The organism is Pedobacter sp. UC225_65, assembly GCF_042698365.1.
Classification (GTDB): Bacteria; Bacteroidota; Bacteroidia; order Sphingobacteriales; family Sphingobacteriaceae; genus Pedobacter.
Genome location: NZ_CP170550.1, coordinates 1,693,793 through 1,718,298, shown reverse-complemented (window position 1 = coordinate 1,718,298; position 24,506 = coordinate 1,693,793). Strand labels below are relative to the sequence as shown.

Genomic DNA, 24,506 nt, shown 5'->3' with positions numbered 1-24,506 from the left:
CACAAATGCAATGAGAAAACTATTAATCCTCCTTTACACATTGTTATTCAATACATCAGTTATTGCACAAACTGGACCAAGAACATCTATTAGTACTTCAATTGATAATTTATTGTCGACTAAATATGTACTCAATGCCCCTGGTATAAGTGTATTGGTGGCTAAGGACGGTAATGTTATTTATAATAAGGCTTTTGGTAGTGCGAATCTAGAATTAAATGTACCAATGAAAGCAGATATGCTATTCAATCTTGGTTCTATCACCAAACAATTTACTGCAGTAGCTATCTTACAATTAATGGAGCAGGGTAGATTATCTTTACAGGATAGCATCCAAAAATACATTCCTAACTTTTCATCAAAACCACATAAAATCAGTATCGAAAATCTTTTGACACATACTTCAGGATTAAAAGATTATCTACAAATGAATTATAGCGATCCTTATATGATTCGTAGAGATTTCGAACCAAAGGAAATAATCGAATATTTTAAAAATGAATTACTTGAATTTAATCCTGGAACAAGATATATGTATAGCAATTCTAATTATATTTTGTTGGGTTATATAATTGAAATAATAACGGGTAAAACGTATGAAAACTATTTGCAAGAAAATATTTTTAATGTATTAGGCTTAAAAAATACGTATTGCGATAATTCGAGCAGGATTTTTCCGAATCGTACCTATGGCTATAAAAAATCTACCAATTATGAAAAGGCAGATTATTGGGGAGCAAGCATTCCTTATGCAGCAGGTACACTTATTTCTAATACTGAAGATTTATTAATCTGGCAGAACGGATTGCTTGATGGGAAATTGCTTAAGAAGCAAACCTTAGAAAAAGCCTTTATGCCTTTTAGTTTGAATGATGGCACCAAAATAAACTATGGATATGGGTGGATGATCAACACAATAAATGGCTCGTTGGGGATTTCACATGGAGGTGCAATAACAGGGTATAGAACAATCGAAGTGTATTATCCAGAGCAAGGGATTTATATTGTAGTTTTGGGCAATTGTGATTGTACAAGAACAGAAGAGTTGTTTACAGCTATTTCGGGCATAGTAATAGGTAAATCATCACAAACGGAATTTAAGCAAACAGATGTTGTTTTAAATAAATACATAGGGGTATACGCACTGACCAGTAATTCTAAAAGAAAAATAAAAATCGCAAAAGAAAATGGATCCTCTTGTTGCCTATATTTCAGAAAAAGAATTTTATCCACTTGTTTTTCAATCCGTCTAAAATTTGAGTTTAAAGATATTTATGATGCCAAATGTGAATTTATAGTTCAAAATGATAAAGTGCTAAAATTTATTGTTAATCAAAATGGAATATTTAACTGGAAGAAAATAGAGTAGTTGGTTTACTGAGATTCAATCCAAGTATTTTTAATAAATTAGATATGCTGAAAGCTTTTTTCTTCCAAAATTTTTGAAAGACCGCCTATTTCAATCAATTCATCTACAAAATGGTTCGAATTGCACACCGCCACTGACCCGTTAATTTGAAAGCAGTTCTGAAAAGAGCTGCTTTTTTTGTTTATCCCCATCGTCATTTCGAATGCAGTGTAGCGAGGAAAAATCTAAACTGATCTGCGAAAAGCAGTTCGATGTTTACCTATATTGTTATAACCAATTTGCTAAATTCATTCGATTGTTATTCTAAGTTGTGGCAACTAATTTTTTAGCTGATATTTGTATCTAAATAAACATGCCATGGACATCAAAGATTTAACGAGAGTTGAAAGCCAATTAATGCAGGTGCTCTGGAAATTGGAAAAAGCATTTGTAAAGGAAATTATAGGTGAGTTGCCAGATCCAAAACCTGCATACAGCACTGTTTCAACCATCATCAGGATTTTAGAGAGTAAAGGAGTAATCGGCTATGAAGCTTTTGGTAAAACCCATCGCTACTTTCCCTTAATTAGCAAAGAACAATACGTGCGTTATGAGGCGGATAAATTTTTGGGCAGTTATTTTTCCAATTCAGTACAAGACATGTTCTCTTTTTTTGTGCAGGAAAAGAAAATAGATATGAAAGACGCCGAACAGTTGCTTAAAATGATAGATCAGATAAAAGATTAACAATGGGACTTGAATATTACTTTCTCTGGTCTAGTGTTTCGCTAGTTATGTTTTATCTCTTTTATCTGCTGTTGCTTAGACGAGAAACTTTTTTTGTCTTTAACAGGATTTACCTGCTTGTTTCACTCTGCTTATCGATATTAATGCCATTTTTGGATTTGTCTTTGGTAATGGTATTACCAAAGGTAGAACTAGTAACCACTACGCTAGCATTTGTAGGGGTAGAGAAATTAGGGAAAACTATTGGGAAAGAATTAAATTGGGTAGCCTTTGCCTATTGGATAGGGGTAGTAATTAGTGCCATCATACTGTTAATCAAAATAGTCCGTGTAAAAAAACAAATAAGGCTACCCAAAGATGGAGATGCATTTACTTTTTGGAAAACAAAGGTGATCGATCAAAAACTTTCCGGCCTATCTGTAATTAATGCGCACGAAAATATACACGTCAAACAATTACATACACTCGATCTTATACTACTTGAAATAATAGGTGTATTTTTTTGGTTTAATCCTATTATTTATGGCTATCGTAAAAGCCTTAAGCTTATCCACGAATATTTGGCCGATGAATATGCATGTAACTTTACAGAAAGCAAGAAGCAATACGCCATGTTACTTTTTCTACAGAACCTAAATGCGGGACCAGTATTGGCAAATACATTCAATAATGCCTCCTTGCTCGAATCGAGGATAAAGATGTTGCAACAGAAAAAATCTAGCCGCCACAGGCTATGGAAGTATGTTTTATGCTTGCCTCTGCTTGCGCTTTTGTGCGCCTTTAATACCTCAGATTTCACTAGTAATCACAAAGTGGATAAGGCAGCGAGTTTCCCTGGTGGATTTGATGCGTTTAGCAAATATTTGATCAGCAATGCAAAAAAGGTTTCCAATAAAAATGGAAGAGCGGTGGTGAGTTTCGTTGTGGAAATCGATGGAACGATCAGTAGCGAAAAAATTGAAAAAAGTTTAGACCAAGCCAGTGATAAAGAAGCGTTAAGGCTTATTAAATCTAGCCAAAAATGGGAACCTGCATTACAAAATGGGAAAAAAGTACGTTCGGCTTATCAAATTGGTATAAATTTTTAGTCTGATAATCAGATAGATGCGCTATTATTTAATTAATTAGTTATCATAGCTAATAAATTAGTTGTTTGACTAGTTTATTAGTTATATGTTTGGATTGTTCAAATTAATTCAAACGTTATGCTTTTTAGTCAACTTAAATCCGCCCCTTCTTACTATGGTTTAGTTTTCATTTTGTTTTTCAGCACCATGCTTGTTAATGCTCAACAAAAGTTGGGTAAAATTACTGGGAATGTTGTGGATGAAAAGTTTGTTGAGCTCCCATTTGCACAGATTCTTTTAAAAAGAAATGCAGACTCTAGCGTCGTTAAAGCTATACTTGCCGATGATAAGGGAAAGTTTAGTTTCGAAATTCCTGATGGCAAATATTTTATTGAGTTGAGGATGATGGGCTACGGCACAGTGTACTCGAGAGTTTTTGACATCGCTAATGCACAAACCCAATCTCTCGGTGCCATTCAGATATCGCCAACAGTAACACAATTGGCTGTCGTAAATGTCTCGGCAACACTTCCTTTTGTGGAAAGGCGGGCAGACAAGCTTATTGTAAATCTCAACGGTTTAGGTTCTGGTGCACCAATTATGGAAGTGATGAACCAATTACCTGGTGTAAGTGTTACCCCAGATGACCGGATCAGCCTAAACGGTAAATCGGTTCAGATTTATATTGATGGCAAGGCCACTACACTTTCATCAGAGGCATTGGCTGGTATGTTGAAAGGGATTTCTTCGTCTGCCATCCAAAAGGTAGAACTGATTGCCCAGCCCTCTGCAAAATATGATGCTGCCGGGAATGGAGCCATTATCAACATTATCCGTAAACGTAATTATAAAGCCGGGCTGAATGGAAATGTTTATGTAGGAGGGGGGAAAGGGACATTTGGAAAAGCGAATGGAGGCCTTAACCTTAACTACAAAGGAAAGGTATATAACCTGCTGCTTAATTTGGATTATAATTACAACAAATACTTCTACGATAGTTACATCGCTTCTGCTTTTCTCAATGCCAAGGGAATAGGATTAAGTCAATCAACTACTGCTATCAAAAGTACCAGAACCAATGCGAATTACACACCAAATTTAGGAATGGATTTTTATCTTTCGAAGCGCACTACACTGTCTGCTTCGGTTAAACCTGGATTTCAGACTTTTGGTCGTAATAGTACTGCCATTATCGATAATGTTGTTGCGCAATCGCAGTTTATTAATCTGGTTAATATTCGTGCTACTAATTTCTCATCCGGACTTCGTTTACAACATCAAATAGATAGCTTGGGAAGAGATTTGACTATCGATTTAGATTATTTGCGTTATGGCAATTACAACGATCAAGATAACCTAACCATCAATTTAAATTCCTCATCAGCTCTTCCCAGTGTAGTAGAGCAAAACAGAGTATTTGATGTTTATTCTTTCAAAATGGATTACACGCATCCTTTAGCCAAAGGGCATCAATTAGAAATGGGTATGAAAACGAGCTATGTTAGTGCTATAAATTCTAACCTATATCGTGATTTTGGTAGGCAGCAAACCGATTTATTTGACTACAAAGAAAGTATTTCAGCACTTTATTTAACTTATGCACACACTGGCGAGAAATTTTCTTATCAACTGGGTATCAGGGGCGAATATACCAATGGACAAGGTGAACAGGAAATTGGGACAAATCGTTTTACAAGAAGCTATTTCCAGCCATTTCCATCTGTACATCTTGACTATAAGTTTACTAAAAACCACAGCCTTAGTTTAGGGATGAATAAAAGGGTAGAACGCCCCGGCTATGAAAACCTAAATCCGCTCGTGCGAATTATCAGCAGCAACAACCTGCAGCAGGGAAATCCGGCACTTAAACCTTTGGTCGCCTACAATGCCGATTTATGGTATGGTTATAAAAATGCATTTTTCTTTGGACTAACTTATAGCCATAGCATTGATGATTTTACCAGTATCTCTGTTCCACTGGCGGATGGTATCATATCAACGCTCCCTGGAAATGCAGATTATGGGGACTATTTCACCCTTCAGGCAATGTATGGCAAACAGGTATTACCATGGTGGTATACCAGCTCAAATGCCATTTTATCCAGACGTTCATTTAAGGGAGAATTTAATGGGGCTTTGCTAGAGAGTGATGGGATAGCCAGCTTTTCTGCAACTTCGTATAACAGTTTCTCGCTTAGCAAAAATTTCTCTGTTATGTTCCTTTTCAATTACCGCGGTAAAAGTGTAGACAGGACAATTACCAATCGAGCTTTTACTTATGTTACAGCAGGTATTCGCCAGCAATTTTTAAATAAAAGGGCTTCTATACAGCTGAATGCAATGGATATTTTTAAATCGTACCGCAATGAGTATAGTCAGAATAGCGGTTCCTTGCAGCAGCTGTGGCGAAACCAGTTTGAAACCAGGATGGTGAAGCTAAATTTTAGCTATAATTTTGGAGGTACGGTAAAAAATACAAAGAAGAGCAATGGCGCAGAAGAGGAAAGGCAAAGGAGTGCTTTAAGCGAGAACTAAGAAATGATCATCTCTATTGCTCTTTTAACTTCTAACCAAGTCGTCAAGCAAATTTCTAGAAAGCACACGAACTGGATAAGGATCATTTAGTTGGTCGACTACTTAGATTATTTCAAAATTTTACAAAAATCGCCTATTTCAATCAATTCGTTCACAAAATGGTTCGAATTACGCACCTTCACTGACCCGTTAATTTGAAAGCAGTTCTGAACAGCGCTGCTTTTTTTGTTTAGACGATTTTTCAAATCGTTGAATTGAGAAAGTAGAGACCGATTTATGCTTTGAGCTCCAGTGAGTAATCGATTGTATTATTTATCATGGTTTTGAGCTCTATATTTATCTGATTTTAGAACAGATATCTGAAAATACGACCAGTTATTCTTAAATACACCCTACAACTACCTTTATGTGGGTTCTCATTAAACTAATGAGCATTTTTATTTAAAAATTCACAGAATAATCGTTTCTAATCAATATAAAATCATGTCAAAATTTTGTAAAATGGCTATAGCTGTTTCGGTCAAAAGATATCTAATATTAGCTATTATCATTTTATGTTTTAGTTATCAAGCTCAGGCAGACATTACAGGGTGCGTAATCTTCGAAGATTCGGGTGCACCACGCTTGGGCGGTAATATATATACTTCAGGAACTGGGGGTTATACAAAATGTAATGGCTATGATGTAGAGATTTTTAATTCAAGTCCTTCAACTGGTCCTATAAACACAATTTGTTATACCAATCCGTTAGGTAATGCATCCCCGCCTAAATGGAGAAACTGTGTAGTTGGAACTCAATGTGGAATTATTATAACGCTAATTGAGTGTCCAGTAGATAATTACCTTGGTTATTTGATGCCTATTTTATCTATTGTTGGGGTGTTGTATATCAAAAGAAAGCAACCTTAGTCTCCAAATTGCATAAATGTACCAGCAAGTATAGGATAGCTCACTGAAATACACACATAAGGTCTATAACCTTTATTCTTCCAAAATTTTTGAAAAACCGCCTATTTCAACCAATTCGATCACAAAATGGTTTACATTTTGCGCAGTTGTTGATCTATATGCTATTAAACTATGCTATCTATATGGATAAGATTCACCGATAGCCATGGAGTATGAATTTCAATGATCATTCAAAAATTCCTGCCCACATATTTGAACAGGAATTTGAATGGTAAATTTCGTTTGCCCGAAGTTTTAAAGGTTAACGGTTCTGTTTATTTTCCTTTGTTTCGAAAATTGTAAAATGGAACCTGCAATAAATAAAACTAAGAGTACCAATAACGTTTGACCAATAATTGGATCCGTAGGACCTTTTGCTAAGGGTTGCCCAAGCGGCACACGGGTAAAGGTTTCGTTAATGGTAGGTACCCACGATAGAAAAAAACTGAAGGAGAGTAGGAAATTCTCTATGTATCGATTGCTGTTATTGCCTTGTTTACGGCTGAAAAGGAAATAAGCTACAACAACCAAAATCAGGATAAATATGGAGAATACATGACCTATGTTAAAGCCGCCGTGTTTTGAAATGCCTAGCGCAGTTAATGAAGTGATGATGGTGCTATAAGCATATATTTTGCCTGATGTTTCTGCTAAATTGATTTTTCCATATTTAAGGTAAGAGGTGATTGCGGCAGCAATGGCCGCCACCCCTATAATGGTATGAAATATTCCTAATGATGATAATCCCATGATCTTTCTCTTTTAATTAAGCTAAAAGATGTGCTTCAGAGCTGATTGGAATACTCAATACTTTAGAGATCAAGCAATTTTTTTCGGCATCTTTGGTAATCGATTCAAAGTCTGCAGCACTTAAACCATCTACTTGTCCGGTAATGTAAAGATGCACATTGGTGATGGACAAACCTTCCATTTGTACCGTTGCTTCTGTGTCTAAAGCTTGTGGATTTAAGCCCTTCTCGGTTAAGATCGCACCTACCGCCATGGTAAAACATCCCGCATGTGCGGCTGCTAATAATTCTTCCGGATTGGTTCCTGTTTCTTCGCCTACAAAGCGAGTTTTAAAACTGTAGTTGGTGTGGTTTAAAATTCCACTTTGTGTAGTGATGTCGCCTTTACCTTCTTTTAGGTTACCAGACCAATGTGCTTTTGCTGTACGTTTCATGTTTTCTATTTTTTAAATGTTTTGTCGTTATTGACAATGCAAATATGGGGTAGAAAACAAAAAAGCTTTTTGCGATTTGGTTCAATTATTTGGCAATTTGGTTCAACCTGTAATTGCTGGGTGTAATGCCAAATCTATCATGAAAACTCTTGGTAAAATTAGCCAATTCGTTAAAACCACATTCAAAAGCAATATCCGTAATCCGCATATTGGAAACCGTTAAAAGTTCAGCTGCTTTTTCTAGTCGCTTGCTTTTAATGTAATTGGCAGGAGTATCATTGTAGTGTTTGGCAAACTCTCTTTTAAAGGATGATAAACTCAGGTTGCAATAATCGGCCAGTTCATTGAGCGTAATGGCTGAGAACAGGTTGGCCTCAATAATTTGTTTGAAAGAATAAATGGTAGGAGAGAACAACTGCGCCAAGATCATTTGAACTGCTTCGGCATTTTTAGTCTGCGAAAGTAAAATGATGATCTCCTTTAATTTCAGCACTAGGATATCCTCATTAACCAACAGGGGATTTTCGAAATAGAACAGCAATCCTTCTATGTATTTCTGAATTAAAAAGTCGTTGTTAATTCTTTCGCTGGTTTTGTTCGAAACAGCATTTTTGGGCTGTTGCAAAAGCCTAGGCAATTCCCTATCGTATATTTTTTTTAAAATAGCTGGATGGAAATGTACAATGATCAACTTGTTTTGGCTGGCAGAACTCATACTGGTCATTTGATTGCCAACGGTTCTGCAATTGAGCAATACCGATTCTTTGTGACCTACATTTACCTGCTTCTCATCAATTTTGTACTGCATTTCGTTTTCTAACATATAATGAAAACAGGCATTTTCTGCTGCAGGCATCTGGTAGATAAAAGGTGGCTTTAAGACCAAAACTTCTAATAGTGTCTTGCCAAATAAGTCGTATTGTTGGTGTTCGCTGATCATCTGTTGTTGAGCTTCATCAAATATAGTGATATTAGTTTTGATGTTTAGGCTCACTAGCTGGGTTAAAAAAAAGCACTTTGATCAAATGCTTTCAATTGACTACAAAGAAAGAATGGTAATTAAAGCTTCATCTTCTACCCCGTACAGCACTTACGTTTTCTATAGAGTACATTATTTACAAAGTTTACATTTTTATTTACAAGGTTTTACACTGTATCAATCTGTATAGGGTATAGGTTTGCCTTGATGAAATCTTTTTAAATGTTAATATCCATAAATTAAACTCATGATGAAATCCCTGTACACTTTGTCGCTGATTTTCCTTTGTCAAGGAACGTTCTCGAAACTTTACGCTCAAGAAAAGAAATATGCTCCTGAAATTGAGCTAAAAATAAAAGCAGTAGAAAAGAACCTTGGTCTTCAAATCCGCATTGAAGGTGAGCCTAATCCTACGCTGAAGGAAAGAATGGATTTTTATCATGTCAAGGGTGTCACTATTGCTGTGATTAAAGACTATAAAATAGAATGGGCAAGAGCTTATGGCTGGGCCGATAGTGTTGAGCAACGTCGTGTTACCACAGGTACCTTATTTCAAGCAGGCTCTATCAGTAAATCCCTGAATGGTGTTGGTGTTTTAAAAGTGGTGCAGGATAAGAGATTAAACCTCTATGCTGATGTCAACGATTACCTAACTACATGGAAGTTCCCCTATGATTCATTAGCAAAAAACAAGAAAATAACCCTCGCCCACCTGCTTAGCCATACCGCAGGTTTAAGTGTGCATGGTTTTCCTGGGTATGAAAGGGGAGACACCATTCCATCAATGATACAAATATTGAATGGCGAAAAACCTACTAATACAGGTGCAGTTCGTTCGGTATTTGAACCTGGATTGAAATATCAATACTCAGGTGGGGGAACTACGATTGCTCAATTGATTGTACAAGACATCACCCAAAAACCTTATGATGCATTTATGTGGGAAAATGTATTAAAGCCCATGGGGCTGAAAAATAGTTTTTATACCCAGCCCCCAACAAGAGATAAACAAAAACTTTTGGCAGCTGGATATTACACTGATGGAAAAGCTGTAAAGGGGAAATATCATATTTATCCAGAACAAGCTGCTGCAGGATTATGGACAAACCCAACAGATCTGGCTTATTACATTATAGAAACACAGTTGGCCTTACAGGGGAAATCTAACAAAGTGCTTTCACAAGAAATGACCAAATTAAGGCTCACACCATATGTTGACAAATCTTCAGCCTTGGGTGTATTCATAATGAAAAGAGGCGAGCAAACCTTCTTCCAGCATACTGGGGCTGATGAAGGATTTGTCAGTCAATATTATGGCAGTATGGAAGGTGGCAATGGCGTAGTGGTGATGGTAAATAGTGATAATGGAGCCATTACAGAAGAAATCATCAATAGTGTTGCAAGCGTTTACGACTGGAAAGGTTTTTACAATCCACTGCAAAGGCCAAAGATCATTACCGTTCCACAAACTATCTTGGCCAACTATGTGGGCGAATATAAGCGGAAGGCCGATGATAAATTTTATATCAAAATTAGCTTTGTGAATGGGCGGTTTTTTTATTCAGAGCCGGGTTGGGATGGATTTGAATTGTATGCGAGTGCCGAAAATGATTTCTTTTCGAGAGAATTCCCTGTTGGGATTACCTTTATAAAGGATGCAGAAGGCAAAGTTGTTGAATTGGAATACCATCGCGGTTCCAGAAATGAAAAGTTTAAAAAAACGAAGTAGTTGATAATTCGTCCATAAAATGGTTTGAATTACGCACTGCGACTTACCTAGAATTTGAAAGCAGTTCTGAAAAGAACTGCTTTTTCGTTTAAACTATTATTGCACCTTGATGGTCACTAAATTCGTTAGCCAAGCATAGCTAAATGCCCAGCGTGGTCCATAAATGCCAATGTTTACCGTATAACGACCCGCTTTTTGTGGTGACCAAGAGAAGTGGAGCTGTTTGGGTTCGGTAGCGTTGAAATTCAAGCCTTCTGCATTTTGCTTATATACACTTTTACCACTTTCGTCCCATATTTCCATTTCTACAAGGCTATTCACGATGTCTTTGCCTTCATCAGTTATAGTAATGTCAATCGGAATTTTCTGGTCTCCAACCACAACTTTTTCCGGCACCGTAACTCGGATCTTGAATGGCGGCAATGTCAATTTCGGGGTCAAGATACCGGCTGCTTTTATTGCCAGCGATTCTAGTGGTCTGTTATCCAAATTGCTTAGAATGATCAAGGTCAGTCCTTCAGCTGGAAAGCGTTCATAGTCTGAACGGAAACCTGGGTATTGCCCATCGTGATGAATACGTGGTGTTCCGAGAAAGGGCTCGGCATACCAGCCAAGGGCATAATGAAGGGGTGTTCCATTGTTCAGCTTAGTGGGCTTACAAAGTAAGTCCTTACGCTCTGGAGACAGTATATGGGTAGTGTCAAGAAAATTGTCCCATTTAACCATATCGGTGATGGTGGATACAAATGCACCACTAGGGCGAACAGCAATCCATCTTTCTGTATTGATCAATCCTTGCTTGGTATAATTGTATCCTGCAACGCGGCCAGGAATGATTTCGGAAAACGTACCCGTTCGCGTTTTGCTCATTCCGGCAGGGATAAATAATTTATTGGTAATGAAGGTATCCCAAGCGTTACCACTTACGCGGGTGATGATTTCGGCCAATATAAAATAACCTGCGTTTGAATAAAGCCATTTATCCCCAGGTTGCGCAACTAGGGGGACAGTATACATGGATTTGATCACCTCCATAACTCCTTGCCGATCATAAGGATGGTAGTTTTCTGGATCTCTGACCAAGCCAGAAGTATGGTTTAAGAGTTGATAGATGGTGATTTTATTTAAAGGCTCAGGAAGTTCGGTTATATATTTAACCGCAGGATCTTCTAGTGAAAGCCGTTTCTCTTGTTCGAGCAGCAAGATTGCAAATGAAATAAATTGCTTGCTGAGCGAAGCGACCATGAAAACACTTTCATCGGTAACAGGTACACTATTTTCTACATCGGCTATTCCATAAGTTTTAACTTTTGCCTGATGTCCACGTTGGAGGATGCCCAAGGCAAGCCCAGGTGTATGCGTATCTTCCATCCATTTTTTGATAAGGCTGTCTATCCTAATGTTGGTCGATACATTGTTTTCTTGTGCTGCTGCACTACTGCACAAGAAAACAACGAGTGATAAGGTTAATAGCTGTTTCATCATATCAGTTGTTTTATGGTTAATGTGAATTGCAACAGATACCTTGTCCCTGAGCAATTCAGCTAAACGACGTACAAAAAATAAAAACGTGACAACAACTATATTTTTAAGCTTAATAATGATGAGAAAACCAATAAATTAAATTTGTATTATGGCTTTCTGAATGAAACGAAGAATCTAATCAACTCTAATTTTGTAGCCTTACCGATCAGTCGTTTTTATTCATTTCTATCAATGAGGCCATGTTAGAATTAAAGTTAGGGAGATCTTTGTGTAACATAGCGAAGAAATCTAAGTCGGCGGTTTCTACACTGATAATTGCCTTTTGGAGTACGGTTTCTCCAGCCTCGGTCAGGCTGATGGTTTTTGCTCGCGTATCGGTTTGATGCGCTTTTCGGGTAATGAATTTTTTTTCTTCCAAAGTGCGCAATACCTTTGATACCATCATCCGATCGGCATTGCCTTGGTTGGCGATGTCGACTTGTGTAACATTGTCGCTTTCTCTAGAGAGCCAGGCCAGCGCACAGAGCAATGCAAACTGAGTATGGGTTAGGTCTAAAGGATCGAGTACACGCTTGAGCTTGCGTTGCCATAACATGGTCAGCTGTCCAAGCAGGTAACCTGGGCTATCTAGTGGGCTCTTGAAATGAAATTCTATTTTTTTAGGCATAATCTTGTATGAGCATTTGCGAGGATATCAATTCAAAGTCGTGTCTTTTGATTTCGAAAAAGCCAAAACGGAAAGGATAGCCCCAACTTTTTTTGTTGCGGATAAAATCGAGTTCAGCTATCAAAGGTAGGATAGAAATATCTTTGCTCGGCAAAAAATCGATATTTCGTCTTGAGGGGCAGAAATCTTCCGAAACCTGAAACTCATAGGTCTGCTCATCTGCCACCTTGCCGATAGCGGTGAACTGTTGGCATTGCTGTGACTGTCCCATGGTCTGTTTGCCCGAATAATAGATGATAAAATCACCCTTGTGCATTCTTCTCAGCGGGGAAGCTTTCCCATGACATGCCTGTGCAATTCCCTCAGCGATGCCATTTTTAACGTGGTCTTTGGATGCTACGATCATCCAATATTTAGTGCTTTCATTTTCCATGATGTCGTTTTGTTAGTTTGGTTGCAAAAAAGTGATGTTGTATCCATCGGGGTCTTTAACAATCAGGGTTTTTCCAAATGGGGTGGTATTGATTGATCCCAGAATTGCAACTTCCATAGAAGTAAGCTCTTGATGAAGGTCCTTGATATTTCCATCAATGGCAAACCATAACGATGTGCCGATACCAAGTTCTTTTCCCTCTAGGTTTGCCATGGGTTTTCTGATGGCAAAGCTGGCCTCGCCCTGTTTGTAGCTAAAAACACAGGCTTCTGGTGTCAATACAGATATTTCAAATCCCATTTTGTTAGTGTAAAAGTCTTTTGAAACGTCTAAATCCCTAACTTGAAGGGAAGCAAAATCTAATTTTCTCATGTTGTTTATTTATTGTTGTCGCAAATATAGTATATGCGACAACAATATGCAATTGTTTTTACAGTTAATTACTCCTTGATCAGGGTAAGCTTCATATAACCATATCATTAAAAAAGGAAACGGCATCATTCATAGACACAATGGTTTGAATGATGCACTGATACTGAACCGAATTTTAAAGCAACGCTGAAAAGATATTTTTTAGGAGTGAAATTTACGAATGCAATACTGTGCAACTCTTGCTTTCTAGCTTACACCTCATTCACTAGTCTTGCAAACTTATTTCTGTACTCAATTGGCGTAAGGCCCGTCAGTTTTTTAAAGATGTCCCTAAATGATTTCGTATCCGTGTAACCCACATCAAACATGATCTCGGTCACATTTTTTCTGGACGCTTCAAAGAAAGTTTTGGCCGCTTCTATCCTTACCCTTTGTATATATTCAAGTGGAGTATTGTTGGTCGCTTCTTTAAACCTTCTCTCAAAAGTTCTACGACCTGAGTTGATCAACTTGGCCAAAGTTTCGATGGATAGTTTATCACTATAGTTTTTTTCGATGTAATCCTGCACTTTTTGAATATCATCATCACCATGATTTCTTTGACCTTTGAATATGGCGAATTGAGATTGGCTATCTCTGCCAATATCCAAGGCAAAGTATTTCGAAACCATGATCGCAATTTCCCTGTCCGAAAACTTTTCGACCAAGTACAATATTAAATTCCACAAACTACTGGCACCGCCACTGCTGTAGATGTTATCGTGTTCTGTAATGATGGCCCCATCTTCTACACCCACATTTGGATATCTTTCTTTAAACTCATTGATATAGGCCCAATGGGTAGAGCATTTTTTGCCATCAAGTAGACCTGTTTCGGCTAAAAGAAAAGCACCAATGCATAAACTGGCCAAGCTTGACCCACCGTGATGTAACTTTTTAAAATAGGGTATGGCTTCTGCATTGGCTTGAATGCCTTTGGTGGTATCGCCAAAGGTAGGTGGAATGATCAGTAGGTCTGTTTCAGCCACATCTTTGAGCAATCGGTCAGTTTTGATCATGTATTCGCCATTGTTGGCAGGTACATATTCATTTAGGCCTACATATTCAACCTTGAAAATAGGTTTTTTGCCAAATGCGGTTAAAAACTCATTGGCGGTATGGAAGGTTCTGAATGGTGGTGTAACGGCTTCAATTACCCCATATTCAGGTACAAAGACAGAAATCTGCATATCAATACATCTTATTGAACCACAAGGTAAAAATTATTTTGTCATAATCCACCCCTTATTTGTCGTTTTCACAACAGCCTTAGCTTTAAGTTCTGGTGTAGTTTTGAATTGTAAAATCAACCCAAAAAAAGAATGGAACAATTGAAACGAATTACGGTAAAAGCAACAGTGAATGCTCCCGTAGCAAAAGTATGGAAGGCTTGGAATACGCCAAGCGACATTATGCAATGGAATACCCCTGATCCGAGTTGGCATACCCCAAGCAGCGAGAACGACCTCAAGGTTGGCGGTAAATTTAAGAATAGGATGGAAGCCAAAGACGGAAGTTTTGGTTTTGACTTTGAGGGGATTTATGACAGCGTGGTATTATATCAGGAAATTACCTATACCATGGGCGATGGTAGACAGGCCACTACCTTATTTACTGAGCAAGGCGGTAAAACCCATATGGCCACCACTTTTGATCCTGAAACACAAAACGATCCTGAATTTCAGAAACAGGGATGGCAATCGATCTTGAACAACTTTGTAAAATATGTCGAATCAAATTAATTTATCAAAACAGATGAAAACGAATAAAATTATCTTTTGGGTGGCAACGGTCATCATTGTACTTTGGGAAGGTGTAATGCCATTAAGTACCATTCTATTTTCACCCGAGTATGTAACGGCTGGTACTAAACCCTTAGGCTATCCTGATTACTTTGCCTATGCATTGATCATCTGTAAAGCACTGGGCGCATTGGCAATCGTTTATCCTAAAACACCAAACAGGTTAAAAGAATGGGCATATGCAGGGCTTACATTTAATTTGGTCTTTGCCTTCATCAGCCATGCCTGTGTAGATCAAAACATTGCGTACATGCTTATGCCATTGGTCGTATTGGGCATACTTGTTGTTTCTTACATTTATAATCGTAAACTAAATTTCAATAACCATGGAAAATAACTCAGTTTCTTTACACAGGGTGATCAAGGCGAGCCCTGAAAAGGTCTTTCGGGCATTTGCAGGTCCATTAGCCCACTCAACTTGGCTGCCACCGTATGGTTTTATATGTACCGTACAGCAAATGGATTTTAAAGAAGGGGGTCAATTTAAGATGACGTTTACCAATTTCAGTACAGGCAATGGCCATTCTTTTGGTGGAACATATCTCGAAATCAAGCCAAATTCGTTTATTAAATACACCGATACTTTCGATCATCCAATTTACCTGGCGAAATGACAACCACGGTATGGTTCAATAAGGTATTATGTGGTACCGAATTGAAAGTGGTACAGGAAGGAATTCCTGCAGTGATCCTGCCGAAATGTGTTATTTAGGTTGGCAGGAATCATTAGAGAAATTGATGAAGTTGGTAGAACCTGAAATTCCTGATGCCTAACACTGTTGCTATGACTGGCCCTAACTGTGATCAATTTGTGAGTGCGGTTTTCCTTACTTTTTCTGGAAATTGTAAGGAGGCACTCACATTTTACCAAAGCTGCTTTGGTGGTACATTGCGATTTGAAACTTTCGAAAAACGATTACCAGGATATACAGAAACGCCTGTTGTAAGTGGGTCGCTGGTTGCTGATACCATCGTGATCCATGGACCTGATTTGGTACACAACGAGGGAAGGATACTCGGAAACCATATGGCGATTTTGATACAGTGTACAACTATTGATGGGAGAAGAACGCTCATTGAAAAACTGCAATTGAACAAAAAAGTTCCTTTTGCAGGTAATGATGAGGAAAAGTTGATCGAAATTACAGATGCTTTTGATGTAAGGTGGATATTGCACGTTTAACAGGGGGTTAAGATTCTATCATGTTCCGACAGAGGATGCGTACCTTTGCAAACCATGACAAGCAGCGATTTATTAAAACAAGTAGAATTTATCAAAGAAATTGATAAGCTAAAATATATCCAGCGCAAAACCAAGTTGCTGAATAGCGACAGGCCAGAAAATGACGCAGAACATAGCTGGCATTTGGCCATGATGGCCATTGTTTTGGCAGCACATAGCAACCAACCCATCGATCTGCTCAAAGTAGTTAAAATGGTGTTGATCCACGATGTTGTGGAAATTGATGCCGGCGACACCTTCATCTATGATACCCAAAAGAACCATACCAATACGGATGAAGAACTCTTAGCGGCCCAACGCATTTTCGGAATCTTACCAGAAGCACAGGCCCAAGAATTGATTTTGATCTGGAAAGAATTTGAAGAGGGGATAACAGCCGAAGCTAAATTTGCCAGGTCAATGGACAGGTTTGAACCTCTGCTACAAAACACCTCAAATAACGGGGGCACCTGGACCGAATTTAATGTTCCTTACCAAAAGGTTTATGACAAAAAAAAGGTCATCAAAGAGGGTGCTGAAACCGTTTGGGACTATGCGGAAAGCTTAATAGAAGATAGCGTAAAAAAAGGCATCCTCAAAAAAAGTTGAGCTTAGCGCTAGTCATTTGAGCAAAACGATTGCGCTATTAATTTGCGTGGCTTATTAATTTTAGATACCTTGGTGAAACAACAAATTCGGGATTCTACTACCTAAACAGCACCCGATAAGTCATCATTAATGGATACGAATAACACCACTACCATAAATCTACAACCGAAAAAACATTTCGAAATCCTCGATGGATTAAGGGGCATTGCCGCCCTGTCTGTTGTGGTATTCCATTTTATGGAATGGGCCTATACCGATGCCAGCAAGAACTTTATCGGGCATGGTTTTTTAGCGGTCGATTTTTTCTTCTGCCTTTCGGGCTTTGTCGATCGGCTATGCCTATGATGACCGCATCGCCAAAATGGGTATGCTCGAGTTTTTTAAATCGACGATCATCAGGTTACATCCCTTGGTAATTGCAGGTTCAGTATTAGGGTTGCTGGCATTTTTGTTCGATCCCTTTGGTGGCCATCCAGAATTGTACAGCACGGGTAAGATCATCCTCACATTTGTGTGTTCGGCATTGCTTATTCCCTTACCTGTAATTGCCGATCGCGCCTTTAATTTGTTCAGTTTCAATGCGCCTTCCTGGTCGTTGTTTTGGGAGTATATCGCCAATATGGTGTATGCACTGGTATTGTATAAGCTTCGCCGAAACTACCTGCTGCTGTTCACTATACTTTCTGGTATGGCGATCTGTTGGGTAGCTTATCGTTCGGGTAATTTATTGGGCGGTTGGAGTGGTCCTACTTTTTGGGATGGGGCTGCCCGGATCTCTTATTCATTCATGGCAGGGCTGCTGATCTACCGTTCTAACTGGATCATCAAAAACAAGTTGGGCTTTATCGGTATAGCGATATTATTGTTCCTAGCCTTTATCATGCCCTTCTCCAAATGGAATTGGTTATCTGAACCTTTTGTGGTGCTGTTCTACTTTCCCTTGCTGATCGCTTTGGGCGCAGGGGCGACGTTGACATCGGGCCTAAAAAGACTCTGCGTATTTTCGGGAAAGATCTTGTATCCCTTATACATGACACATTATGCCGTGTTGTGGATGTTCGGTAATTATTACACCAGTCATAAGCCAGGCACAATGCAACTCACTTTCATTATCATCGCTGGACTAATCCTATTGATTGGTGCGGCATATTTGGTTATGGTCATTTATGATATCCCTGTAAGGAAATATTTAAGTGATCGGCGAAATAAAAGGCTTATCAAATAAAAAGCGGATCGTAGTTGATTGTTGATCAATTGTTGGAAAATTTCAGCTTAGCAATTCGTTCACAAGACTTATATTTATCCATATGTTTATTCAGCAGTTTGAAGTAATCCCTGACTTGCAGCCCTATGTAAAACTGATCTGTACCATGGACTGCGAAGACGATGTAGATACCACTCATATCCGTGTACTACCTGATACTTGCATAGAGCTATTTATAAATTATACCAGTACGCCCGTGGCTATTATTGGCAATGAGTTACATCAACGTAGCATCGTTACCTTTCGGATGAGTCGACATGCCGATGTACAGCTGCGCAAGGGTGCTGGTTGCATGGCCATTTGTTTTTATCCCGGTATGGCCTACAGATTCTTTCAACTACCAATGCATGTATTGGCCGATCAAACTTTGGCACTGGCTGAGCTATGGCAAGATATAGCTACAGAAATAGAGGACAAGTTAGCTCATGCCGGCGATCATCAAACACGTGCAGTTATTGTACAGCAATATTTACTGCAACAATTGGCACAACATGAATACGACCAACAGTTGGGCTATTGCTTAAAACTGATTCAACAATCAGCTGCTTACCTGCCTGTAAGTGAGCTCACCAACAGTTTGGGTATTGGCCAACGCCATCTTTCTCGAAAGTTTCAGCAGTTGGTAGGTCTGTCGCCCAAGGTATACCTGCGTATGTATAGGTTCATCAGATCGCTTGATCAGCTCAAAAAATATCCTTTACTGTCGCTAACCGAGGTAGCCTACCAAAGTGGTTATTATGATCAGGCCCATTTTACTCGAGATTATAAGACTTTTACAGGGCACACGCCTGGCCAAGTGGTCCAAGCACCACATATTTTGTATTGATGTCCGTTTTGTACAATTTGAAATGATGGTGTTTCCGCAATTTTGAAGTACAAAAAACAAAAACGACATGCGAAAATTAATTTTAGGGCTGGCCGTTACTTTGGATGGCTACATTGAAGGACCAAATGGTGAATACGACTGGTGTTTTACAGATCAGGATTATGGTTTAAATGAATTTTTTACCCGAGTGGATGCTATCTTTATTGGTCGTAAAAGTTACGAGATGGCACAACAATATGCCGATAGCAATCATGGTCAAATGGTGCCAGGTATGCCTCCAATGATTGAATATGTGTTTTCTACCACATTAACTTCGGTAAAGAAAGGTGCCATATTGGTATCAGAAGATAGCCTCAATGAAGCGAAGAGGATCAAAGCACAACCTGGTAAAGATATCTGGTTATACGGCGGGGCATCGCTTACCGACGCCTTTATGAAAGAAGGCTTGGTAGATGAGTTATGGCTGTCTGTGCACCCTATTCTGCTGGGTAGCGGTAAGCTTCTTTTTCGCGGAAGTGATAGCCGAACTAAACTTACGATGTTAGCAAGCAAAACGTATGAATCTGGCTTGGTATCGCTTCGCTATCGTATCGATCAATAAACCATCTCAGCTCTTATAATGGGCTTTCTTGTACGGGTTCGTTGATCGATATTGTTATATTTGCATCTCCGTTAAAAGTGTTGTACAAGGAAACGATAAAGCAGAATTGGAAGATGAAAATGGAATTTTATAGACCTATCAATGAGGTTTTGAAAAGATACATAGAAGGTTATTATTTTATCTCTCCGGATGAAAATGCTGAAAGCCTACATTATTGGACATTTCCAAATAATTTCTTTATCGTGTCTGTGAGTAAGGATGTGGAGATTGAAACGCAGCAACACAAAATCACCGTTAGGCCAGCTCGGCAAGAAAATATCATGGCTAATTTTGTGTCGCGCTATACTTCGCCAATCGAGGTGCTGGTTGAAGGTGAACTTAATGAGCTCACAATCTACTTCAAGCCTTTGGCCATCAATTATTTTTTGGATAATGTGCATGAGCTTTTGAAACAAGGCAATGCCTTAGATTTTAATCCTTTTGAAGATTTTATACCAACAATGAAAGCGCTATTGCAAGAAGGAGATAGGAACCTTCAGCGACAAAATCTGGAGGACTACTGGCTCTCAAAACTTAAGGCCAGTGCAGCAGGCTTGATGGAGCGTGTTATCGCCGATATCGAATCTGGGATGAAGATAAGCGACATTGCCTTACAAAATAACTTTTCGAGACAATACCTCAATCGGCTCTTTACCAGAAATGTGGGTAAATCGCCCTCAGAATTTTATAGGATCCATCGGTTCAGGAAAGTGATCAACCAACAGAAAAATATCCGAAACCTTACTGAACTGTCTTATGAGAGCCTTTTTTATGATCAATCACATCTGATCAGGGATTTTAAACAACTGACCAATGTTAACCCTTATGCTTTCTTTAAAAATGTGGATACCAGCAGTGCATCCATTTGGTTATTTATCTAGCGGTTTACATTTTTACAATTTTTGCGGTATTGACGTTGCTATGTTTGCAGCTCAATCAATCAATATCTCATATGAAAAGATTATTACTCGGCCTCGTTTTTACCATGTTTTCATTTTCGATGAATGCACAACAACCAGGCTGTAACTGTGCGGTGGTACTAGAAAAACTGATCAAAAAAGTGGAAACTGAATACCCAGGTTTTGCCACAAAGACAAAGGAAGTGCTTCCTTATCAAGAACTAAAACAAAGACTAACCCGTGCAGCCAAAAATACAGCTAAGGGCACCTGCGAAAAAGTGCTGAAAGCATACACAGATTTTTTCAAAGATCCACATTTATGGGTCGGTTCCAATGGACCTCCTTTCGCTTCTGGCAGTAGTGGTGCTGCAGAATCTGTGACGTTCAATATGCAGGATTTCCAAAATAAGGTAAAGACTTCACAAGATACATTAGAAGGAGTATGGTTAACAGAAGGATATCAAATTGGAATCAAAAAGTTGAATGAAAATGAATACACAGGTTTCATCATCGAGGCAAAATCAACCCTATGGAAAGCTGGCGACATCAAGTTTAGGTTGTTCAAGAATGGAACTTTTGAGTACGCGCTTTTAGACAGGTCGAAAAAAAGTGGACATTACAGTACTTATAAAGAGGGAATTCTATTTCTGGATGCAGTTGGTGTGGCACTTGTAAAGACGCTTCCCCTGCCATCAGTAAGTGCAGCTCAACAGGAAGAGAAACTAAAGGAACTTACAGGTTTTTATTTCAAAAAACTATCTGCTAAGACGTCGATGCTTAAGCTACCAAGTTTTGAATACCAGTATTTGGGGAAAATTGATGAGTTGATCTCGCAGCACAGCACACAGATTCGAAAACAGCGAGAACCTGATCATCGACCTTCGTGGCAATCCTGGAGGAACAACTGACGCCTATCAAAAACTACTACCATACATTTCTGGAAAATCGATACGGAACACGAGAGCAGAATTTCTGGCTACCCAGACTTATATTGAAAATTTGGAGACCTACAAAAAAAGCCTCGATAAGAATACCTCAACAGATGGAATAGATAAACAAATAAAGAAACTAAAAGAAAACCTCGGCAAGTTTGTCACCTTTACCGATACTGGTAAACCTGTTTATATTGAAAATGTCGAATTGGCGACCAAAAGCCCTCGACAAATTATTATCCTTGCAGATAAGGCAACAGGAAGTTCGGCAGAATACTTTTTGTTCATCGCAAAACAAAGCAAAAAAGTTAAGTTGTTAGGTAGGCCCAGTTATGGTGCGTTGGATTATGGCAATGCCTATCTGGTAGATTTCGGATGTCCAGGCTATCAAGTATTTATGCCTACCTATCGGGCAATGCGTTTGCCAGACTATCCAATAGATAATATTGGCATCCAACCAGATGTTTATCTAGACTATTCTGTTGAAGACTGGGTAGAATTTGCCTTACACTATGTAGAGGATTAGGTTTGGTAATTCAAGTCTTTATCTCCTGAGTTTAAAAGCAGTACTGAAAAGGCTGCTTTTTTTATTTCATTCTCTTCTTAATCCTCAATGGCTTCTATTCCAAGTTGTTTCAATTGTTCGAGGTGGTCTTTCATGGCTTTGAGCTGCGCTGGGGTATGTCCTTGCCAAGAGGTAACTTCTCCAATCACCCGAAGTGGCTCACGCGTGCGGTACGACTTTGTGGGATTGCCTGGAAATTTCTTATCGGTCAGATTGGGGTCGTCTTCAATCTGGCCAATGGGTTCTACAATATAGATTCTGCCAGGTCCTTCGCCCAAGGCCAATTCGGCACCCCATGTAGCAGCCTCTAAGGTGGCGGTTAAATACACAAAGGCTGCTTTTTTCTGCTTGCCATAGTTTGAATTGAAACCAGCTTCAATCAAATCGCCTAGTTTTAAGTTGGCTTTTGTACCATGATAGAACTGTTGTAGATCGCGTTCTTGGTTGGCCTCCATTGATTTTTCCATTGTGTTTGTGTTTTTAATAGGTGAGATTGTTCAACATAAATATACACAATAAGTGCCTGAACAGATAGGTATGAGCAGGCTTTAAGGTCAATTTTTTTGTTTTTCCAAAAACTATTTCTTGTCAACATAGTTGTAAATGAACGAATGGTTACCCCTAAGCTGCTGATCATGATGAAATCAACTTCTTATCATTTAGGTACCAGTGGCCTTGTGCTTCCTGTGCCCAATAAGCTTTTTTATCCAGAAGAATTTCAGGACAAGAGCAGGTTACATTATTATGCCTCGTTAATGGACACCATAGAGGTCAACAGTTCATTTTATAAGCTGCCACAAAGTGTAACAATGAAAAGATGGGCAGCAGACGTACCCAAAGAATTTCTTTTTACTTTTAAGGCTTTTAGAGAAATTACCCATAACAAAGACCTTGCGTTTGATCCAAAGCTGTTGGCCAAATTTATGCAGGTGATTGCTCATGTGGGTCAAAAAAAAGGTTGTCTACTCGTACAGCTTCCCCGTAGCATCAGGATTGGAAACCTTTCTCAATTGCGTGTATTGCTGTCGGCATTAAGGGCAAATGATCCCGATAGGCATTGGAGGATTGCCTTCGAATTTCGTCACCATTCGCTATATGCAGAACCTGTATTGGAACTTTTGCAAACCTACAACATGGGCTTGGTCATCCACGACAAGTATCCAGAACATAGTCCCGTTATTGATCCATGGACGGATTTTGTGTACCTGCGTTTCCATGGGCCCGAAGGCGATTACAAAGGAAGTTACAGTGAGGAAGAACTCGGTGGATATGCCGAATACATCAAGGGATGGTTAGAGGAAAGGAAAAAAGTGTTCGTTTATTTCAATAATACCATGGGTGATGCCTATGCCAATCTGCACACCTTGAAGCGGTTGTTGGCTGCTAAAGCTTAGTTGCCTTATGGCTAGAGCTGCGGTGTGCCATCGGGACAGACTAAAATTGTATGATGTAAAACTAAATACAGTTTGAGCTGTTTTCTTTTTACGAAAAATATTAAACCTATGAAAAAATCAAATTACTTCATTGCGGCAATCGTACTAGGTATGTTGTCGTCTTGTGGCAATAACGCCCAAACAGATAGTAAAGACCTTGCAGATAGTGTAAATGAGGCCAAAGTTGATTCGGTAGAAAGTGATACCGCACAGCTCTCTGCCATTGCAGTTGGCGAGGAAGATGCCGAATTTGCTACAGATGCGGCCGATGGTGGCCTATTGGAAGTTGAGTTGGGCACACTTACCCAAACAAAGGCATTAGATGCAAAGGTTAAAGAGTTTGGAAAAATGATGGTAGATGACCATTCCAAAATCAACGAAGAACTAAAAACACTTGCACAAAGCAAGAAAATTACACTTCCAACTACACTGAGCAAAGACAAACAACAGCTCAAAGACGACCTTTCGAAAAAAATAGGAAAGGATTTCGACAAGGCTTATGTAGACCTGATGATCAAAGACCATAAAAACGATGTGAAGGAATTTGAAGAAGCCATGAACAAGGTTAAAGATCCAGATGTAAAGGCTTTTATTGTTAAAACCTTACCAACCCTTAAAGCACACCTTGGCCATATAGAAGGCATTGAAAAACAGAGGAAATAAGGCTATTGCTTAAATTTATTACAGTTAACAACCAAAAATCCACGCAGTAAAGTGTGGATTTTTGGTTGTACGCCAATTTTAGCAGCTTCAATCTGTTAGATGTAGTTACAATGTAAAAA

28 protein-coding genes and 1 pseudogene are annotated in these 24,506 nt (G+C 38.9%); 20 read left to right on the top strand and 9 right to left on the bottom strand.

The window, feature by feature from the left end; genetic code table 11:
• Positions 1–10: 10 nt before the first annotated feature.
• The 5 genes from ACFJIZ_RS09040 to ACFJIZ_RS09020 all read left to right on the top strand — a co-directional run bounded on the left by ACFJIZ_RS09040 (position 11) and on the right by ACFJIZ_RS09020 (position 6,606).
• A complete protein-coding gene (locus ACFJIZ_RS09040; protein WP_379092579.1) occupies positions 11–1,369 on the top strand; it encodes a serine hydrolase domain-containing protein in 1,359 nt (452 codons plus the stop codon).
• Positions 1,370–1,726: 357 nt separating this feature from the next.
• Positions 1,727–2,095 (top strand): BlaI/MecI/CopY family transcriptional regulator, encoded by a 369-nt coding sequence (locus tag ACFJIZ_RS09035; RefSeq protein WP_379092576.1) that lies wholly within the window; start codon positions 1,727–1,729, stop codon positions 2,093–2,095.
• A gap of 143 nt (positions 2,096–2,238) precedes the next feature.
• Entirely contained in the window at positions 2,239–3,183 is a 945-nt protein-coding gene (locus tag ACFJIZ_RS09030) for an energy transducer TonB (RefSeq protein ID WP_379092573.1), read from the top strand.
• Between the two features lie 186 nt (positions 3,184–3,369).
• Positions 3,370–5,697: an outer membrane beta-barrel protein gene (locus ACFJIZ_RS09025; protein WP_379092570.1), complete on the top strand. Its 2,328-nt coding sequence runs from the start codon at positions 3,370–3,372 to the stop codon at positions 5,695–5,697.
• 501 nt (positions 5,698–6,198) lie between these two features.
• Positions 6,199–6,606: a hypothetical protein gene (locus ACFJIZ_RS09020; RefSeq protein ID WP_379092567.1), complete on the top strand. Its 408-nt coding sequence runs from the start codon at positions 6,199–6,201 to the stop codon at positions 6,604–6,606.
• Between the two features lie 294 nt (positions 6,607–6,900).
• Here ACFJIZ_RS09020 and ACFJIZ_RS09015 read toward each other — a convergent pair whose 3' ends face one another.
• The 3 genes from ACFJIZ_RS09015 to ACFJIZ_RS09005 all read right to left on the bottom strand — a co-directional run bounded on the left by ACFJIZ_RS09015 (position 6,901) and on the right by ACFJIZ_RS09005 (position 8,822).
• Complete coding sequence (locus ACFJIZ_RS09015; protein ID WP_379092564.1) at positions 6,901–7,395, bottom strand: hypothetical protein; 495 nt, start codon at positions 7,393–7,395, stop codon at positions 6,901–6,903.
• A gap of 16 nt (positions 7,396–7,411) precedes the next feature.
• Complete coding sequence (locus ACFJIZ_RS09010) at positions 7,412–7,828, bottom strand: OsmC family peroxiredoxin (RefSeq protein ID WP_379092562.1); 417 nt, start codon at positions 7,826–7,828, stop codon at positions 7,412–7,414.
• 85 nt (positions 7,829–7,913) lie between these two features.
• The gene (locus ACFJIZ_RS09005) at positions 7,914–8,822 is read right to left on the bottom strand and encodes a helix-turn-helix domain-containing protein (RefSeq protein WP_379092559.1); all 909 of its coding nucleotides are present in this window, start codon (positions 8,820–8,822) and stop codon (positions 7,914–7,916) included.
• A 232-nt stretch (positions 8,823–9,054) separates the two neighbouring features.
• Between ACFJIZ_RS09005 and ACFJIZ_RS09000 the strand changes: the two genes are divergently transcribed.
• Positions 9,055–10,536, top strand: coding sequence for a serine hydrolase domain-containing protein (locus ACFJIZ_RS09000; RefSeq protein WP_379092556.1), 1,482 nt, complete (start codon positions 9,055–9,057; stop codon positions 10,534–10,536).
• A 96-nt stretch (positions 10,537–10,632) separates the two neighbouring features.
• Here the strand turns inward: ACFJIZ_RS09000 and ACFJIZ_RS08995 are convergent, their stop codons facing one another.
• The 5 genes from ACFJIZ_RS08995 to ACFJIZ_RS08975 all read right to left on the bottom strand — a co-directional run bounded on the left by ACFJIZ_RS08995 (position 10,633) and on the right by ACFJIZ_RS08975 (position 14,722).
• The gene (locus ACFJIZ_RS08995; RefSeq protein WP_379092553.1) at positions 10,633–12,021 is read right to left on the bottom strand and encodes a serine hydrolase domain-containing protein; all 1,389 of its coding nucleotides are present in this window, start codon (positions 12,019–12,021) and stop codon (positions 10,633–10,635) included.
• A 205-nt stretch (positions 12,022–12,226) separates the two neighbouring features.
• Positions 12,227–12,688, bottom strand: coding sequence for a MarR family winged helix-turn-helix transcriptional regulator (locus ACFJIZ_RS08990; RefSeq protein ID WP_379092550.1), 462 nt, complete (start codon positions 12,686–12,688; stop codon positions 12,227–12,229).
• The gene (locus ACFJIZ_RS08985; protein ID WP_379092547.1) at positions 12,681–13,121 is read right to left on the bottom strand and encodes an EVE domain-containing protein; all 441 of its coding nucleotides are present in this window, start codon (positions 13,119–13,121) and stop codon (positions 12,681–12,683) included. The genes ACFJIZ_RS08990 and ACFJIZ_RS08985 overlap by 8 nt, the downstream gene beginning before the upstream one ends.
• A gap of 12 nt (positions 13,122–13,133) precedes the next feature.
• Positions 13,134–13,493, bottom strand: coding sequence for a VOC family protein (locus tag ACFJIZ_RS08980; protein ID WP_379092542.1), 360 nt, complete (start codon positions 13,491–13,493; stop codon positions 13,134–13,136).
• Between the two features lie 251 nt (positions 13,494–13,744).
• Complete coding sequence (locus tag ACFJIZ_RS08975) at positions 13,745–14,722, bottom strand: GlxA family transcriptional regulator (protein ID WP_379092539.1); 978 nt, start codon at positions 14,720–14,722, stop codon at positions 13,745–13,747.
• A 132-nt stretch (positions 14,723–14,854) separates the two neighbouring features.
• On the opposite strand from ACFJIZ_RS08975, the gene ACFJIZ_RS08970 reads away from it, so the two are divergent.
• The 12 genes and pseudogenes from ACFJIZ_RS08970 (at position 14,855) to ACFJIZ_RS08915 (ending at position 22,252) form a co-directional block, all read left to right on the top strand.
• Positions 14,855–15,274, top strand: a complete 420-nt coding sequence (locus tag ACFJIZ_RS08970; protein WP_379092535.1) for an SRPBCC family protein — start codon at positions 14,855–14,857, stop codon at positions 15,272–15,274.
• A gap of 13 nt (positions 15,275–15,287) precedes the next feature.
• Positions 15,288–15,671: a DoxX family protein gene (locus ACFJIZ_RS08965; protein ID WP_379092532.1), complete on the top strand. Its 384-nt coding sequence runs from the start codon at positions 15,288–15,290 to the stop codon at positions 15,669–15,671.
• Positions 15,661–15,948, top strand: coding sequence for an SRPBCC domain-containing protein (locus tag ACFJIZ_RS08960; protein WP_379092530.1), 288 nt, complete (start codon positions 15,661–15,663; stop codon positions 15,946–15,948). Before ACFJIZ_RS08965 ends, ACFJIZ_RS08960 begins: the two co-directional genes overlap by 11 nt.
• A 28-nt stretch (positions 15,949–15,976) precedes the next feature.
• The gene (locus tag ACFJIZ_RS08955; RefSeq protein WP_379092527.1) at positions 15,977–16,108 is read left to right on the top strand and encodes a hypothetical protein; all 132 of its coding nucleotides are present in this window, start codon (positions 15,977–15,979) and stop codon (positions 16,106–16,108) included.
• A 10-nt stretch (positions 16,109–16,118) separates the two neighbouring features.
• On the top strand, positions 16,119–16,517 hold the full coding sequence (locus tag ACFJIZ_RS08950) for a glyoxalase (RefSeq protein ID WP_379092524.1): 399 nt from the start codon (positions 16,119–16,121) through the stop codon (positions 16,515–16,517).
• A gap of 54 nt (positions 16,518–16,571) precedes the next feature.
• Positions 16,572–17,165, top strand: coding sequence for an HD family hydrolase (locus tag ACFJIZ_RS08945; RefSeq protein WP_379092521.1), 594 nt, complete (start codon positions 16,572–16,574; stop codon positions 17,163–17,165).
• A gap of 129 nt (positions 17,166–17,294) precedes the next feature.
• Positions 17,295–18,390: pseudogene (locus ACFJIZ_RS08940) on the top strand (acyltransferase family protein).
• An 82-nt stretch (positions 18,391–18,472) separates the two neighbouring features.
• Entirely contained in the window at positions 18,473–19,255 is a 783-nt protein-coding gene (locus tag ACFJIZ_RS08935) for a helix-turn-helix domain-containing protein (RefSeq protein ID WP_379092518.1), read from the top strand.
• A gap of 67 nt (positions 19,256–19,322) precedes the next feature.
• Entirely contained in the window at positions 19,323–19,856 is a 534-nt protein-coding gene (locus ACFJIZ_RS08930; protein ID WP_379092515.1) for a dihydrofolate reductase family protein, read from the top strand.
• A gap of 113 nt (positions 19,857–19,969) precedes the next feature.
• On the top strand, positions 19,970–20,776 hold the full coding sequence (locus ACFJIZ_RS08925; RefSeq protein WP_379092512.1) for a helix-turn-helix domain-containing protein: 807 nt from the start codon (positions 19,970–19,972) through the stop codon (positions 20,774–20,776).
• 71 nt (positions 20,777–20,847) lie between these two features.
• The gene (locus ACFJIZ_RS08920) at positions 20,848–21,702 is read left to right on the top strand and encodes a hypothetical protein (RefSeq protein ID WP_379092509.1); all 855 of its coding nucleotides are present in this window, start codon (positions 20,848–20,850) and stop codon (positions 21,700–21,702) included.
• Positions 21,662–22,252 carry a S41 family peptidase gene (locus ACFJIZ_RS08915; protein ID WP_379093963.1) on the top strand — a complete coding sequence of 197 codons (591 nt, stop codon included), beginning with the start codon at positions 21,662–21,664 and terminating at the stop codon, positions 22,250–22,252. Before ACFJIZ_RS08920 ends, ACFJIZ_RS08915 begins: the two co-directional genes overlap by 41 nt.
• 77 nt (positions 22,253–22,329) lie before the next feature.
• On the opposite strand, the gene arr is transcribed toward ACFJIZ_RS08915, so the two are convergent.
• Positions 22,330–22,746 carry an NAD(+)--rifampin ADP-ribosyltransferase gene (gene arr, locus ACFJIZ_RS08910; protein ID WP_379093960.1) on the bottom strand — a complete coding sequence of 139 codons (417 nt, stop codon included), beginning with the start codon at positions 22,744–22,746 and terminating at the stop codon, positions 22,330–22,332.
• Between the two features lie 180 nt (positions 22,747–22,926).
• On the opposite strand from arr, the gene ACFJIZ_RS08905 reads away from it, so the two are divergent.
• Both ACFJIZ_RS08905 and ACFJIZ_RS08900 read left to right on the top strand, forming a co-directional pair.
• The gene (locus tag ACFJIZ_RS08905) at positions 22,927–23,685 is read left to right on the top strand and encodes a DUF72 domain-containing protein (RefSeq protein WP_379092506.1); all 759 of its coding nucleotides are present in this window, start codon (positions 22,927–22,929) and stop codon (positions 23,683–23,685) included.
• A 108-nt stretch (positions 23,686–23,793) separates the two neighbouring features.
• Complete coding sequence (locus tag ACFJIZ_RS08900) at positions 23,794–24,387, top strand: DUF4142 domain-containing protein (protein WP_379092504.1); 594 nt, start codon at positions 23,794–23,796, stop codon at positions 24,385–24,387.
• Positions 24,388–24,506: the final 119 nt, after the last annotated feature.